The sequence below is a fragment of the Bradyrhizobium sp. ma5 genome (genome assembly GCF_042258955.1).
Taxonomy (GTDB): domain Bacteria; phylum Pseudomonadota; class Alphaproteobacteria; order Rhizobiales; family Xanthobacteraceae; genus Bradyrhizobium.
The window spans coordinates 8472785-8485988 of the sequence record NZ_CP170156.1; the positions used below are offsets into that span (position 1 = coordinate 8472785).

The window sequence follows — 13204 nt, forward strand, 5'->3', positions numbered from 1 at the left end:
CAGGCCCGAAATCTAGCTCCAACTGGCTCTCAGCGCCAAACCTTCCTCGGCCAACTTTAGTCGACGCCAACCTTCGTCTGCGGCAGCCTTACCTCTCAGCGCCACGTCTTCTTCTTTTTCCAGCGCCGCTCGCCCCGCGCACCCGCTTCCTTGGCGCCGAGGTAGAACTCCTGGATATCGGGCGAATTCAACAGCCGTTCGCAGGTGTCGTTCATGACGACGCGGCCGATCTCCAGCACATAGCCGTAATGCGCCGTCTCCAGCGCGATCTTGGCATTCTGCTCGACCAGCAGGATCGACATGCCCTGCTCCTCATTGACGCGTCGGATGATCGTGAAGATCTCCTTCACCAGGATCGGCGACAGTCCAAGCGACGGCTCGTCCAGCAGCAGCAAGGTCGGCCGGTTCATCAGCGCCCGCCCGATCGCAAGCATCTGCTGCTCGCCGCCCGAAAGCTGTCCGGCCGGCTGGCCGAGCCGCTCCTTCAGCCGTGGAAAATAGCCGTAGACGCGCTCGAGGTCCTGCGCCACACCGTCGCGGTCCTTGCGCAGAAAGGCGCCCATCATCAGGTTCTCGCGCACCGACAGGAACGGAAACACCTCGCGTCCCTCCGGCACGTGGCTGAGGCCGAGCCGCACGATCCGGTCGGCCTCCATGCGCTGGATCGGCTTGCCGAGGAATTCGATCGACCCTTTCTGCGGATCGAGGATGCCGGAGATCGTCTTCAAGACCGTGGTCTTGCCGGCGCCGTTGGCGCCGAGCAGCGTCACGATCCGGCCGCGCGGCACCTCGAGGCTGATGCCGCGGATCGCCATGATCGGCCCGTAATAGCTCTCGATGTTGGAGAGTTTCAGGATGATGCCGGGCGTGCTCATGGCATCATCCTCATGCGCCGAGATATGCTGCGACGACGTCGGGATGATGCTGCACCTCGGACGGCGAGCCCATCGCCAGCACGCGGCCGTAGTTCAGCGCAATGACACGGTCGGAGACCCGGTTGACCAGCGTCATGTCGTGCTCGACCATCAAGACGGTGATGCCGAGCTCGCTCTTCATGTCGCGGATCCAGAACGACATGTCATCGGTCTCCTCGACGTTGAGGCCGGACGACGGCTCGTCGAGCAGGATCAGCTTCGGCTCCGAGCACAGCGCGCGCGCCAACTCGATCACCTTGCGCACGCCGTAAGGCAGTCCCGAGATCAGCTTGTCGCGGTAGGGCTCGAGATCGAGGAATTCGATCACCTGCTCGACCCGGCGACGATGCGCCTTCTCGCCGGCGCGGACGCTCGGCAGGAACAGGAGCTCCTGCCACAGCTGGGTGGTGGAATGGCGATGCCGGCCGACCAGGAGGTTGCTCAGCACGGTCGCATTCTCGAACAGCTCGATGTTCTGGAAGGTCCGCGCGATGCCGAGCTTGGCGATGTCGTAGGCCGGCTGCTGGGTGATGTCCTGATCCTCGAAGAAGATCTTGCCCGAGGTCGGCGGATAGATCCGCGAGATCAGGTTGAAGATCGAGCTCTTGCCGGCGCCGTTGGGCCCGATGATCGAGAGTATCTCGCCCTTCTCGACCGCGAAGCTGACTGCATCGACCGCCTTGAGGCCGCCGAAATGCAGGGACAGGTTCTCGGCGCGGAAATAGCTCATCGGTTCCGCTCCGATTTCACGTAGATCTTCTGCCGCTTGAAGGTCGCGCGCTTGTAGAGCGGGAACAGCTGGAAGAAGAGCTTGATCTTGAGCCAGCGGCCATAGAGCCCCAAGGGCTCGAACAGCACGAACACCACGATGATGACGCCGTAGATCGCGCCCTTCAGCCCGTTGGCGGAGGCGAAGGCCGCGACCGCATCCTGGATGTGGCCTGCGCGTTCCGTGCCGGCGCCGAGCGTGGCGGCGACGCCGGCGATCACGCCGGGCATGTCGTCCTTCAGGTAGGTCAGGAACGGATCGATCATGACCAGGAAGATCGCGCCCAGCACTGCACCGTGCAGGCTGAACGTACCGCCGATCAGGATCACGATGATGAACTCGATCGAGAGCTGCAAGGTGAACATCTCGGGCGAGATGAACGAGAGCTTGTGGGCGAACAGCACGCCGGCAAAACCCGTGATCGCCGCCGAGATCGCGAACGACTTCACCTTGTAGAGCGCGACGTTGATGCCCATGCTGCGCGCCGCGGTCTCGCTGTCGCGGATCGCGACAAAGGCGCGCCCGGTCGGCGAGCGCAGCAGGTTGAGCGTGCCGACGATGGTCAGCACCAGGACCGCGAGACACAGATAATAGAAGGTCGGGCCGTCGCGCGACACCGTGGTGCCGAGCAGCTGAATGGTCTTGACCCGCATGCCTTCATTGCCGTGGGTCACGCTTTCCCAGCGCGCCAGGATTTCCTCGACGATGAAGGCAAACGAGATCGTCGCGATCACAAGATAGATGCCCTGCAGCCGCAGCGCCGGAAATCCGACCAGCGCACCGACTACGCCGGTCAACAGCCCCGCCGCGAGGAAATAGACCGGAAACGGCACGTTGAATTGCTGCAGATAGGCCGCCGTGTAGGCACCGATCGCCAGAAACGCGGCATGGCCGAGCGAGGCCTGTCCGGTGAAGCCGGTCAGGATCAACAGCCCGACGCCGACGGTCGCATAGATGCAGACGAAGACCAGCTGGCTCATCAGATAGCTTGAGAGCACGTGGGGCGCGATCAGCAGCACCGCCAGCAGCAGGCCGTAGGAATAGAGATAGCCGGAATGCGGAAACAACCTGATGTCGTCTTCATAGTCGGTCTTGAAGAGAAACCGCATGTGTTACCCCTCAAACCTTCTTGCGGACATGAAGGCCGAACAGGCCCTCGGGCTTGAGCAGCAGCACTGCGAGCAGCACGATGTAAGGCGCGACGTCCTTCCATCCCTGCGGCAGATAGAAGCCGGCCATGCTCTCGATCACGCCGATCAGGACGCCGCCGACCACGGCACCCGGGATCGAGCCGAAGCCGCCGAGCACCGCGGCCGGAAACGCCTTCAGCCCCAGCACCAGGCCGACATTGGAATGGATGAAGGTGATCGGCGCCAGCAGCACGCCGGCGCAGGTCGCCACCGCCGCCGAGATCGCCCAGACGATCGAGACCACGCGCTTGACCGGAATGCCCATGTAATAGGCAGCCAGCATGTTCTCGGAGCTGGCGCGCATCGCGGTGCCGAGCGTGGTGCGGTTGAAGAACAGATAGAGCAGCGCGCACAGGATGATGGTCGCCGCGATCACCGACAATTTGTCATAGGCGAGCACCAGGCTGCCGATCCTCAGGACGCCCTGGCTGAACGGCGTCTCGATCTTGAAGTCGTCGGTGCCCCAGATCATGCCGGCGACCGAGCGCAGGAAATAGCCGAGCCCGATCGTCGCCATGATGATGGAGAACTGGGGATAGCCGAGGATCGGCCGCACCACGACCCGCTCGGCCAGCATGCCGAACAGCGCCATGCAGATCACCGCGCCGGCGAAGCCGACCCAGTAATTCAGTCCGAGCATGCCGATGAAGGTGAAGGCGAAAAAGCCGCCCAGCATCATCAAATCGCCTTGCGCGAAATTGACGACTTCGGTTGCCTTGTAGACCAGCACGAAGCCGAGCGCGATCAGGCCGTAAACGCAGCCGAGCGCGATGCCGCTGACGAGCTGCTGAACAAAGTCCAGCATCGTTCCCTCCCCGATGCCCGGCGATTCTTATCCGATCGCTCGTTGCATCCCGCCTTCACGCCCTTGTGTCGGAAGCGCTGAAAGCCGCCTATGTCCGACCGCGATTGAGCCAAAAGGCCCGTTCCCTGTCAACAAACCGCTGATCCGGCTGTATCATCACATTTGCGGAGATATGCCGCAGCACGGACTAATACGGATATCGCAGTCGATTTGCTCCGTGCGATTCACTGCACCGAAACAGTTTTTGTCCATCTTGCGCAACCGACGAGCGAACTCCCGGATCGCCACACACCATGACTTCGGAACTGTCCGCACTCGCCGTGCGAGGGTTAACCAAGCGTTTTGACCGCCCGGCGGTCGACGCGCTCGATCTCACCGTCCGTGTCGGTGAATTCTATGCGCTGCTCGGGCCGAACGGCGCCGGCAAGACCACGACGCTGCGCATGGTGGCAGGGTTATTGCGGCCCGATGCCGGCTCGGTGTCGATCCTCGGCATCGATGCGCTGGCCGACCCGGTCTCAGCCAAGCAGATCATGGCCTGGGTGTCCGACGAGCCGATGATCTACGACAAGCTGACGCCGCTGGAATATCTCGAATTCGTCGCCGGCCTGTGGGGCATCGATCCCCGCACGTCGGAGAAGTCGGCGCGCAATCTCCTGGTATCGCTCGGGCTCGAGCCGCATCTCAACGAGCGCTGCGAAGGCTTCTCCAAGGGTATGCGCCAGAAGGTGGCGCTCGCCGGCGCGCTGGTGCACGATCCCCGTCTCATCATTCTCGATGAACCGCTGACCGGCCTCGACGCGCTGTCGGCGCGTCACGTCAAGGGACTGTTGCAGGAGCGCGTCCGCGCCGGCTGCACCGTGATCATGACCACCCACATTCTCGAAGTCGCCGAGCGCATGGCCGACCGCATCGGCGTCATCGCGGCCGGTAGGCTGATCGCCGAGGGCACGCTGGCCGAACTGCGCGAGCAGAACGGCCGCAACGACACCACCCTCGAGGACATGTTCATCGCGCTGGTCGATACCGAGGCGGCCGCCGCGTGAGCTCGACCGCCCATCTCACCTGGTTCGTCCGCCACGAATTCCGCCTCGCCTGGCGCGAATGGCTGGCGATGATGACCGGCGGCCGGCGCCGGCGCAATCGCGCGGTGATCGGCCTCTTGATCTTCGCGGCGATCCTGCATCTGCCGGCCTATGCCGTAGTCGCCCGCTATGTCGACCTGCGGTTTCCGCTCGATCCGTCCTCGCTGATCGTGCTGACCGCAACGATCTTCCTGTCCTGGGCGCTAATGCTCTCGCAGGCGATCGAGTCGGTGACGCGGGTGTTCTACGCCCGCGCCGATCTCGATTTGATCATGTCATCGCCGGCAAAGCTCACCAACATCTTCTCGATCCGGATCGCCGCGATCGCGCTGACAGTGAGCAGCATGGCGCTGTTGCTGTCGACGCCGTTCATCGACGTGCTGGTGTATCTCGGCGGCGCACGCTGGCTTGCCGGATTCGGCGTCGTGCTTGCGATCGGGGTATCGGCGGCGGCTGCGGCGATCGCCGTCACCGCGTTGCTGTTTCGCCTGATCGGACCGGGCCGGACGCGGCTGGTGGCACAGATCGTCTCCGCCGTCATCGGCGCCGGCTTCGTCATCGCTTTGCAGGTCGTCGCCGTGCTGTCCTACGGCACGCTGTCGCGCTTTGCCTTTCTGACCTCGGAGACCGCAGCACGCATTGCCCCGGCCCCCGACAGCCTCGTCTGGTGGCCGGCCCGCGCATCACTCGGCGATGTCGACATCATGATGCTGCTGCTCGCCACAGCGCTCGTGCTGCTCGGCGTCGTGATGGCGGTGTTCGCGCCGCGGTTTGCCGACACCGTCGCACGCGTCGCCGCCAATCCAGCTGCGGTCACGCAGGGACGGGCCCGCGCGTTCCGGAGCGGCTCGCGGCAGCAGGCGCTGCGGCGCAAGGAATTGTTGCTGCTGCGCCGCGATCCGTGGCTGCTGTCGCAGAGCCTGATGCAGATGCTCTATCTGCTGCCGCCGGCGCTGATGCTGTGGCGAAGCTTCTCCGGGACGTCGACCGCGATCGTGCTGATCACGCCCGTCATCGTGATGGCCGCAGGCCAGCTCGCCGGCGGACTGGCGTGGCTGACCATCTCGGGCGAGGACGCGCCCGATCTGGTGGCAACCGCGCCACTGCCGCCGTCGCGCGTGACCCGCGCCAAGGTCGAGGTCGTCCTGCTTGCGATCGCCGCGGTTTTCGCGCCGCTGGTGGCCGCGCTGGCGTTCGCCTCGCCGGGGCAGGCCGTGGTGACGGCGATCGCGATCGTCATCGCGACCGCATCCGCCGCCGCGGTCCAGCTCTGGTTCCGCGCGCAGGCTAAGCGCAGCCAGTTCCGCCGGCGCCAGACCTCCTCCCGCATCGCCACCTTCGCGGAAGCCTTCTCCTCGATCGGCTGGGCCGCAACTGCCGCACTAGCCCTGACGATCCCGATGGCCGCGCTCGTCAGCGGCATTCTGACGCTGCTGACGCTTGCGACAGCCTGGAAGATCAGCCCGCGGCGCTAACCCTTCATCACTTCCATCACCGCCGCAGCAAATGCCTCTGGCGCTTCCTGCGGCAGATTGTGGCCGGCGCCCGGGATCACCCGATAGGCGCGGCGGGCGGTGTACCTGGCCGCGCTGGCGCTGCCGTCGGCGGCAGCCGTAACCCCGTCATCAGCACCGTCGAGCGTGATGGTGGGGACCGTGATCACCGGCAGCGCGTCCAGCCGCCGCTGAATGTCGGCGTACTGCGGATCTCCAGCGACAACGCCGTAGCGATGCCGGTAGCTGTGGATCACGACGTCGACATAATCAGGATTGTCGAATGCAACTGCAGTCCGCTCGAAGCAGGCGTCGTCGAACGCCCAGCTCGGCGACCATTGCGACCACAATAGCTTCGCGATGCCGCGCCGGTCGGCAGCGAGCCCGGCGCGCCCGCGCTCGAGCTGGAAGTAATATTGATACCACAGCGGCACCTCGCGCTCCGGCCGCGCCGGCACCATCGCATGTGCGATGTCCTGGATCATGTAACCGTTGGTGCAGACCAGGCCGATGCATCGTTCCGGCCACAGCGCCGCACCGATCGAGGCGGCGCGCCCACCCCAGTCGTAACCGGCGAATACCGCGCGCCTGATGCCGAGCGCATCCATTAGCGCCACCAGGTCGGCGCCGACCGCCGCCTGCTCGCCCGAACGCGGCGTCGCCTTGTCGCGGAACACCGTCGGGCCATAACCACGCAGATAGGGCACGATGACCCGGCAACCCTGCGCCGCCAGCAGTGGGGCGACATCCACATAGGAATGGATGTCGTAGGGAAAGCCGTGCATCAGCATCACTGCCGGCCCGTCCGCCGGACCCGCCTCGTAATAAGCGATGTCGAGCACGCCTGCGGCGACATGGCGCAGCGGCTCGAGCCGCCTGGTGGATGATGCGCGCGGCGCGGAGCTATTGTCAGTCACGCAGAACTCCCTGATCGCTGTGATCTGCGCGACATGGTAGCGCGTCCCGCCGCAAGAATCGCCCGGATCGTATTGCAGCCAACGCCATGGAGCGATGCGCCCGCCTCATCATGACGACACGCCGATTGCGCGATACTGTGACGCCGGCGGATATCGCCGGAGACGGAACAGCTCATGCTGAGATTGCTTGCCGCGCTCGCTTTGCTGGGATCATTGACCAGTCACGCCCTGGCGCAGGACACCCAGCGCAGCGAATGCCTGGCGATGGCCAATGCACCACCACGCGCCATCCCGGTGAACTACCGGCGCGTCGCGGCCAAAGCGGACGAGGTCGCGATCACCTATGCCGGCCATTCCACTTATTACATCGACACGCCGGGCGGCGTCAGGATCGCGACCGACTACAACGGCGTCTATCGGACCGGACGGCTGCCCGACGTCGCGACCATGAACCGCGCCCACGCGACGCATTACACGCTGTTTCCCGACCCGAAAATTTCCCACGTGCTGCATGGCTGGGGCGAGAACGGCCAGGCCGCGCATTACGCCGAGCGCATCGGCGACGTCTATATCCGCAACGTCACCACCGATATCCGCCGCTATTGGGGCGAAGACTCGGGCGGCGAGATGATCAAGGACGGCAATTCGATCTTCATCTTCGAGGTCGCTGGCCTCTGCATCGGCCATCTCGGCCACCTCCACGTCAAGCTCGACGATAGCCATTTCGCGGCGATCGGCCGGCTCGACATCGTGATGGTGCCGATCGACGGCACCTACACGATGTCGCTCGACGGCATCTCCGAGATCACCCAGCGGCTGCGCTCAGCCGTCGTGCTGCCGATGCACCGCTTCGCCACCCCGCTCGACGAGTTCATGCGCCTGATCGGCCAGCAATTCGAGATCGACCGCCGCGGCGGTGAGCGCACCTTGCGGATTTCGCGCGACACGCTGCCGGCGACCCCGACGGTGATCATCCTCGACGGGGTGTGACATCTCTTTTCAAGAAGAAGCAAAACCAGACGGGAGTGAAATCGATGACCAGTACCTTGCCGGCCTCTGCGAGCGGGCTCTATGCCAATCCGCGCGAAGACTGGCTCGCCCAATATACCGAGGAGATCATCGATCCCAACAGGCCGATCGTCGATCCGCACCATCATCTCTGGGACCGCGGGGGCTTGCGCTACCTGATCGAGGACATGCGCGACGACATCGCCTCGGGCCACAACATCGTGGCGACCGTCTATGTCGACTGCCGATCGATGTACCGCGCCGACGGGCCGGAGGCGTTCCGCCCGGTCGGCGAGGTCGAGTTCGCCAACGGCGTCGCGGCGATGGCGGCGAGCGGCGGCTACGGCAAGGCAGCGATCTGCGCCGGCATCGTCAGCCACGTTAACCTTCTGATCGGCGATCAGGCCAAGGCGGTGCTGGAGGCGGAGATATCAGCCGGCAACGGCCGGTTCCGCGGCATCCGCCACTCCTCGGCCTGGGACGAGGACCCCAATGTCGCCCACATGTATGCCAACCGCCCGAAGGGCATCTTGCTGGATTCCACCTTTCGCAGGGGGTTCGCCTGCCTGGCGCCGCTCGACCTCAGCTTCGATGCCTGGCTGTTCCACCCGCAGATCGGCGAACTGACCGACCTCGCCCACGCCTTCCCCGACACAAGGATCGTGCTCGACCATTGCGGCGGGCCGGTCGGCACCGGCCGCTTCGCCGGCAAGCGCGAGGAGACCTTTCCGGTCTGGAAGGCGTCGATCCAGGAGATCGCCAAATGCCCGAATGTCGTGGTCAAGCTCGGCGGGCTGGCGATGTGCCTGCTCGGCTACGACTTCCACCTCCGCCCCAGGCCGCCCTCGTCGGAGGAACTCGCCGCCGCCTGGCGGCCCTATGTGGAGACCTGCATCGAGGCGTTCGGCCCGAGCCGTTGCATGTTCGAAAGCAACTTCCCACCTGATAAGGGACAGTGCAGCTATCAGGTGATCTTCAACACCTTTAAACGGCTTGCATCACAATATAGCGAAGCCGAGAAGACGGCGTTGTTCTTGCAGACGGCAAAGGATGTCTATCGGCTCGATATCGGGTAAACTTGCGACTCATGGATGACAGCATCACCATCCGGCCGCTTCGTGAGGCTGATGCAGAAGCGGTGGTCGAACTCTACGCAAAGGCGGCTGCGGTGGAACCGCGGCTGGGCCCTGTCACGCTGCCGCAGTGGGACCAGTTCCTGAAACTGCCGCAGAACCGTGGCGGCCGCGACTTCCGCGTTGCCGAACGGAACGGCCGGCTGCTCGGCTTGGCCGAATCTTCGTTGCGCGATCAGGGCGCGCATCATTCCAGGTTCCTCAAGATCGTCGTCGCGCCCGAGATTCGGCGCCGCCGGATTGGCCTTGCGCTGTTCGACGACGTGCTTGCGATCGACACCGATCCCGATCTCACCGTCCAGACGCTGGTGAGCAGCGATTGGCCGGCGGGAATGGCCTTCGTCGCCGCCTTCGGCTTTGTTCATCTTGAGTCAGAGATCGGGATGAAATGCGTCGAGCCGTTGCAGCCGGCACGCACGCTCGCGGCGGCCCGCGCCACCATCGAGCAGGCCGGCGACGTCACCGCCTGCGCCGGCGAGGTGGCGCGCATCCATAACGCCGCCTATGCCTCGGACTCCGCCTTCCGACGGTATTCGCCGGAGGAGATGGCGCAGGTCCTGTCCGAGAGCGAAGTCTGGATCGCGTCGGAAGATGGCCAGATGTCGGGCTTCTGCCTGACCGAGCCGGAGCGGAACTCGATGTGGATCGAGTCCGTCGCCGTCGACCCGGCGCGGCAGGGACGCGGGCTCGGCCAGTTGCTGGTCTACCGCGTGCTGGCCGCACACGACGTGTCGGTCGAGCATCCCTGCTGGCTCAACGTCTCGAGCCGCAATGCTGCCGCGCTGAAAATCTATCGCCGGCTCGGATTCAAGCCGCAGCACGAGACCTGCCGCTTCAGTGCGCCGCGCGGCGAGCTGCTCGCCGCGCGTGGGCGGCGGTTTCGCTAGCGCCCTGCAGCGTAAGCCCGGCAACAGCAGATTAATCCCCGTCACCCTGAGGAGCGCGTAGCGCGTCTCGAAGGGTCGACGGCCACACTCTCGGTGGTAGAGAAGCAACGCGCGGACGCATCCGGGCCGTGCATCCTTCGAGACGCGGCCAAGTGGCCGCTCCTCAGGATGACGGAATTGAGCTGCGCAAGATGGGCTAGCCGCCCCTTACGCCCACTCGCCCTTGCGGAACACCGGCACGCTGCGGCCGTCGGCATGGATGCCGTCGATGTCGGTGTGGGCGGAGCCGATCATCCAGTCGATATGGATCAAGCTCTTGTTGCCGCCCTGCTCGGCGATCTGCTGCGGCGTCAGCTTGTCGCCGTTGACGAAGCATTTCGAGTAGCACTGGCCGAGCGCGATGTGCGAGGCGGCATTCTCGTCGAACAGCGTGTTGAAGAACAACAGCCCGCTCTTCGAGATCGGCGATGAGTGCGGCACCAGCGCGACCTCGCCGAGGCGGCGCGCGCCTTCGTCGGTGTCGAGTACCTTGTTCAGCACTTCCTCGCCGCGCGACGCCTTGGCCTCGACGATGCGACCGTCCTCGAACTTCACCGAAATATTGTCGATCAGCGTGCCCTGATAGGACAGCGGCTTGGAGCTGACGACGTGGCCTGAGACGCGGCGGCAGTGCGGCGTCGTAAACACTTCCTCGGTCGGAATGTTGGCATTGCAGACAATGCCGTTCTTGGCGGTCGACGCGCCGCCTTCCCATTCATGACCGTCGGCAAGCCCGATCGTGAGATCCATTCCGGGACCGGAATATTTCAGCGCATGGAAGCGCTGGCCGTTCAGCCAGTCGGTGCGCTCGCGCAATTTCGCATTGTGCTGTTCCCAGTTGGCGACGGCGCCGTCCTGATCGACCCGGGACGCGGAGAAGATCGCGTCCGCGAGCTTGGCCACGGCGACGTCCTCGGCATCATCGGGGAATACCTGCTTGGCCCACGACGTGCTCGGATAGGCGATGATGTTCCAGTTGGTGTCGAAATTGACGATCTTCTGCAGCGCCGGCTGGTAGGCGATCGAATTGGCCTTGCTGGCGCGTGCCACCTTGGTCGGGTCTTCGCCCGACAGCAGCATCGGATTGTCGCCGACGATCGCAAGCCGCGCGGTGTTGGCACCGAACGCCTTCGCCATGCCCTCATAGAGCCAGCTCGCGGCGCGATCGAAGCTCGCATCGTTGGCGTAACGGTAGCGCGCCAGCGTGAGCTCCTCGTCCGAGAAGAACGGGGTCACGAGACCCGCGCCGGCCTTGTAGGCATGCTCCGCCACCCGCCGCACCAGCGGCATGGCCGCGGAAGGCGCTGTCAGCAGCAGATCCTGTCCCGGCTGCAGTTGCAGGCCGACCTTGATCGCGACTTCGGCGAGCCGATCGAGTTTGACAGGATCGATCGAGGCGGAAAGGTTGCGTTGATGTGCGGTCATGAAGTGTCCGGCCGTGTCGTTTGAGGGCTTTCAAGGATTCGTAGTCCAATTCGATCGGCGTTCGCAAGGTTCCCGCCCGCCGCGCCCGATCACGCGACGGCGAGCAATTGCCTCGAATTTTACCGCTTCACTGAGGCCAGCACCCGGTCGACCATCTCGGGTGCGAGGCCGAGATAGTTTTTCGGCGCGGTGAGGCGGTCGATCGTCGCCCGATCGATTCGGCTTGCGACGCGATCATCCGCGGCCAGCGCCTCGGCCAGCGTCAGGCCCTTGTCGTTGGCGACCCGGCAGGCGTCGTAGACCACATCATGCGCGTCCTGCCGGCCGATCGCGGGCGCAAGGCCCATCATCACGGCTTCAGCCACAATGAGCCCGCGGCTGATGTCGAGATTGGCGGCCATCCGCTTTTCATCAACAATCAGGCCGCCAAGCGCGAACCTCGCCTGGTGCAGCCCGCCCGCGGTCAGCACGAAGCTTTCCGGGATCGCCATCCATTCGGCGTGCCACGGGCCGGTGGCGCGTTCGAAATCCTGCACCATGGCATCCAGCATCAGGCCGGCATGCTGGCGCACCGCCTTGGAAGCGGCGAGCATCAGCTCCGACGAGATCGGGTTGCGCTTCTGCGGCATGGTCGAGGAGGCGCCGCGCCCCTTCACGAAGGGTTCGTAGACCTCGCCGAATTCGGTCGAGGCCATGATCATGATGTCGAGCGCGATCTTGCCGAGCGTTCCCGTGACCAGCGCGAGGAAATTCACCGCTTCCGCCAACCCGTCGCGCGCGACATGCCAGGTGGAGACGGGAACGCCGAGGCTGAGTTCCTCGCACAGCGCCTGCTGGACCTCGAAGCCCTTGTCACCCAGCGAGGCCAGCGTGCCGGCGGCGCCGGCGAACTGGCCGACCAGCACGCGCGGCTTCAGCTCGGCCAGCCGCGCGGCGTGGCGATCGAAGGCGGCAAGCCAGATCGCGGTCTTGTAGCCGAAGGTCACCGGCAGCGCCTGCTGCAGATGGGTGCGGCCGGCCATCGGCGTGTCGCGGTATTTCTTCGAGAGATCGGCGAGGATGCCGCGCAGCGCGGCGATGTCATCCTCGATGATCGCAAGGCCATCGCGCAATTGCAGCACCACGGCGGTGTCCATGATGTCCTGCGTGGTGGCGCCCCAATGGACATAGCCGCCGGCCTCGCCGCACTGCTTTGCCATCTGATGCACCAGCGGCAGGATCGGGTAGCCGACGATGTCGGTCTCTTGCCGCAGCAGGTCGAAATCGAACGCGGCGACATCGGTGCGCTTTGCGATCTCCGCGGCCGCTTCCGCAGGGATCACGCCGCAACGGGCTTCGGCCTTCGCGAGCGCCACTTCGACTTCGGCATAGCGCTGGAGCAGCCGCAGGTCGGAGAACACCTCGCGCATCGCGGGCGTGCCGAAGGCATCGCGAAACAGCACGGAATCGAGCACGGTGGTCGAAGTGGGGAAGCCGGACATGGACGCATCCTGTTGCCGTTCGCAGTCGGCAACGTCCCTATCACGGCGCAGGCCCGTG

12 protein-coding genes are annotated in these 13204 nt (G+C 64.9%); 5 read left to right on the top strand and 7 right to left on the bottom strand.

Going from position 1 to position 13204, the window contains the following annotated elements:
* Positions 1-95 precede the first annotated feature (95 nt).
* The 4 genes from ACE103_RS40055 to ACE103_RS40070 are packed head-to-tail and all read right to left on the bottom strand — an operon-like array spanning position 96 to position 3678.
* Complete coding sequence (locus tag ACE103_RS40055; RefSeq protein ID WP_375777444.1) at positions 96-875, bottom strand: ABC transporter ATP-binding protein; 780 nt, start codon at positions 873-875, stop codon at positions 96-98.
* A 10-nt stretch (positions 876-885) separates the two neighbouring features.
* The gene (locus tag ACE103_RS40060) at positions 886-1644 is read right to left on the bottom strand and encodes an ABC transporter ATP-binding protein (protein WP_050403853.1); all 759 of its coding nucleotides are present in this window, start codon (positions 1642-1644) and stop codon (positions 886-888) included.
* The gene (locus ACE103_RS40065) at positions 1641-2792 is read right to left on the bottom strand and encodes a branched-chain amino acid ABC transporter permease (protein ID WP_375777445.1); all 1152 of its coding nucleotides are present in this window, start codon (positions 2790-2792) and stop codon (positions 1641-1643) included. The genes ACE103_RS40060 and ACE103_RS40065 overlap by 4 nt, the downstream gene beginning before the upstream one ends.
* A gap of 10 nt (positions 2793-2802) precedes the next feature.
* On the bottom strand, positions 2803-3678 hold the full coding sequence (locus ACE103_RS40070) for a branched-chain amino acid ABC transporter permease (RefSeq protein WP_050423026.1): 876 nt from the start codon (positions 3676-3678) through the stop codon (positions 2803-2805).
* A 293-nt stretch (positions 3679-3971) separates the two neighbouring features.
* Here ACE103_RS40070 and ACE103_RS40075 point away from each other — a divergent pair, with 293 nt between their 5' ends.
* Positions 3972-4724, top strand: coding sequence for an ABC transporter ATP-binding protein (locus ACE103_RS40075; RefSeq protein ID WP_097670958.1), 753 nt, complete (start codon positions 3972-3974; stop codon positions 4722-4724).
* On the top strand, positions 4721-6238 hold the full coding sequence (locus ACE103_RS40080) for a permease (RefSeq protein ID WP_375777446.1): 1518 nt from the start codon (positions 4721-4723) through the stop codon (positions 6236-6238). Before ACE103_RS40075 ends, ACE103_RS40080 begins: the two co-directional genes overlap by 4 nt.
* Here the strand turns inward: ACE103_RS40080 and ACE103_RS40085 are convergent.
* The gene (locus tag ACE103_RS40085; RefSeq protein ID WP_375781282.1) at positions 6235-7119 is read right to left on the bottom strand and encodes an alpha/beta fold hydrolase; all 885 of its coding nucleotides are present in this window, start codon (positions 7117-7119) and stop codon (positions 6235-6237) included. The two genes, ACE103_RS40080 and ACE103_RS40085, sit on opposite strands and share 4 nt — an antisense overlap.
* A gap of 228 nt (positions 7120-7347) precedes the next feature.
* Here ACE103_RS40085 and ACE103_RS40090 point away from each other — a divergent pair, with 228 nt between their 5' ends.
* From ACE103_RS40090 to ACE103_RS40100, 3 genes are read left to right on the top strand one after another with little or no spacing between them, the layout of a single operon-like run.
* Positions 7348-8163: an MBL fold metallo-hydrolase gene (locus tag ACE103_RS40090; protein ID WP_375777447.1), complete on the top strand. Its 816-nt coding sequence runs from the start codon at positions 7348-7350 to the stop codon at positions 8161-8163.
* 44 nt (positions 8164-8207) lie between these two features.
* A complete protein-coding gene (locus tag ACE103_RS40095; protein ID WP_375777448.1) occupies positions 8208-9257 on the top strand; it encodes an amidohydrolase family protein in 1050 nt (349 codons plus the stop codon).
* A gap of 11 nt (positions 9258-9268) precedes the next feature.
* Entirely contained in the window at positions 9269-10201 is a 933-nt protein-coding gene (locus ACE103_RS40100) for a GNAT family N-acetyltransferase (protein ID WP_375777449.1), read from the top strand.
* 207 nt (positions 10202-10408) lie between these two features.
* On the opposite strand, the gene ACE103_RS40105 is transcribed toward ACE103_RS40100, so the two are convergent.
* Both ACE103_RS40105 and ACE103_RS40110 read right to left on the bottom strand, forming a co-directional pair.
* A complete protein-coding gene (locus tag ACE103_RS40105) occupies positions 10409-11665 on the bottom strand; it encodes an aminopeptidase (protein WP_375777450.1) in 1257 nt (418 codons plus the stop codon).
* A gap of 119 nt (positions 11666-11784) precedes the next feature.
* Positions 11785-13146 carry an adenylosuccinate lyase family protein gene (locus tag ACE103_RS40110; RefSeq protein WP_375777451.1) on the bottom strand — a complete coding sequence of 454 codons (1362 nt, stop codon included), beginning with the start codon at positions 13144-13146 and terminating at the stop codon, positions 11785-11787.
* Positions 13147-13204 lie beyond the last annotated feature (58 nt).

Bases quoted from the DNA above. Each gene is read 5' to 3' on its own strand.
- ACE103_RS40055 (WP_375777444.1), bottom strand. From the start codon at position 875: ATGAGCACGCCCGGCATCATCCTGAAACTCTCCAACATCGAGAGCTAT.
- ACE103_RS40060 (WP_050403853.1), bottom strand. From the start codon at position 1,644: ATGAGCTATTTCCGCGCCGAGAACCTGTCCCTGCATTTCGGCGGCCTC.
- ACE103_RS40065 (WP_375777445.1), bottom strand. From the start codon at position 2,792: ATGCGGTTTCTCTTCAAGACCGACTATGAAGACGACATCAGGTTGTTT.
- ACE103_RS40070 (WP_050423026.1), bottom strand. From the start codon at position 3,678: ATGCTGGACTTTGTTCAGCAGCTCGTCAGCGGCATCGCGCTCGGCTGC.
- ACE103_RS40075 (WP_097670958.1), top strand. From the start codon at position 3,972: ATGACTTCGGAACTGTCCGCACTCGCCGTGCGAGGGTTAACCAAGCGT.
- ACE103_RS40090 (WP_375777447.1), top strand. From the start codon at position 7,348: ATGCTGAGATTGCTTGCCGCGCTCGCTTTGCTGGGATCATTGACCAGT.
- ACE103_RS40095 (WP_375777448.1), top strand. From the start codon at position 8,208: ATGACCAGTACCTTGCCGGCCTCTGCGAGCGGGCTCTATGCCAATCCG.
- ACE103_RS40100 (WP_375777449.1), top strand. From the start codon at position 9,269: ATGGATGACAGCATCACCATCCGGCCGCTTCGTGAGGCTGATGCAGAA.
- ACE103_RS40105 (WP_375777450.1), bottom strand. From the start codon at position 11,665: ATGACCGCACATCAACGCAACCTTTCCGCCTCGATCGATCCTGTCAAA.
- ACE103_RS40110 (WP_375777451.1), bottom strand. From the start codon at position 13,146: ATGTCCGGCTTCCCCACTTCGACCACCGTGCTCGATTCCGTGCTGTTT.